This window comes from Mycobacterium szulgai (assembly GCF_002116635.1).
Classification (GTDB): Bacteria; Actinomycetota; Actinomycetes; order Mycobacteriales; family Mycobacteriaceae; genus Mycobacterium; species Mycobacterium szulgai.
In genome coordinates this window covers 1-1,064 of record NZ_LQPW01000056.1, presented here as the reverse complement: position 1 = coordinate 1,064, position 1,064 = coordinate 1, and the positions used below count along the sequence as shown (strand labels likewise).

At 62.4% G+C, this 1,064-nt stretch carries 2 pseudogenes; one reads left to right on the top strand and one right to left on the bottom strand.

Annotation, left to right across the window (positions count from 1 at the left end):
* Positions 1 to 497, bottom strand: a pseudogene (locus AWC27_RS11185) (DUF4344 domain-containing metallopeptidase); the annotation flags it as partial.
* A 420-nt stretch (positions 498 to 917) separates the two neighbouring features.
* On the opposite strand from AWC27_RS11185, the pseudogene AWC27_RS30045 reads away from it, so the two are divergent.
* Positions 918 to 1,064 (top strand): annotated as a pseudogene (locus tag AWC27_RS30045) (DUF417 family protein); the annotation flags it as partial.

Here is a 1,064-nt window from a genome sequence, read left to right as displayed (position 1 = left end):
CTCAACTTCCAGTCCTGGGCGGTGTCGGTGGCGATCCGCACACCGTTGGGATAGGGCTTCCCATCGGCGCCAGGGGTGAGCAGCATGAACGCGGAGAGCTGATCGGCCACGTCCTCTTCGCGCCCGGTGAACGCCAGCTGGTAGATCGCCAGCGTGGCGTGGCCCAGTTCGTGATAGAAGCCCGAGATCGTCGCGTCGACCGCGGCCATCGCCGAGTCGGGGTTGCCGTTGTTGGCGAACCGTTGCTGGCTCTGCTGGATGTCTTCGTAGCAGAGCTGTATCTCGTTGACGTTGGGATCCCAGTAATCGTTGGCCTCACCGCATTGCTTGCCGACGGCTCCCACGTCGTACGGCAGCTTCAGGATGTCGTTGACCTGCTGAGCAACCTGCTCCAACAACTTGGCGTTCTGCATGAGCTGACGACCGCCTTGCGCCTCGGCCGTCTCGGCATCCTCGTAGCGGATGGTCATGATTGCAGCCGCGGCGGGTTCGGCTGAAGCGCCCGACTTAGCAGTTTGCGGGGGTTGGCTCCCCGACGGCTTGCTTTCGGCTTGCTGGCCACCGGACGCGCCACATGCCGCGGAAAACACCAATGCGGCCGCTAGCGTACCGACAGCGACAATTCTTTTCATCGTGCCGACTCCCCTCATGAGCACCACCCCAGGGACACGCGTGGCTCGCGTCCGATCGCTGCTGAACCGTGCCCGACCTGTGGCAACGGTACGACACTTCAGTGATCCGGAAGGCAATTTGACCCGGGCGCAACTTGTGTCGCTCGGCGCAGGTAACGATCCCGCGCTGAGGTGAACCACCGGGTTGCGCAGTTCGTCAACCGTCGTGAGAGATCCACGTATGGCGAACTACGCAGAGAGGATCGGTGTTGAGTGACGACACTAGGCGCACACCAGGACCGGAAGCTGGCCGGCTGGTTGATCGGCACCGGCGCGATCATCAGTCGCTATGGGTTGGTAGTGGTTCTGGCTTGGATTGGCTTCGGCAAGTACGTCAAGATGGAAAGCCGAGTGCTGATCGCCCACAGCCCGCTGATGAGCTGGGTGTACGAC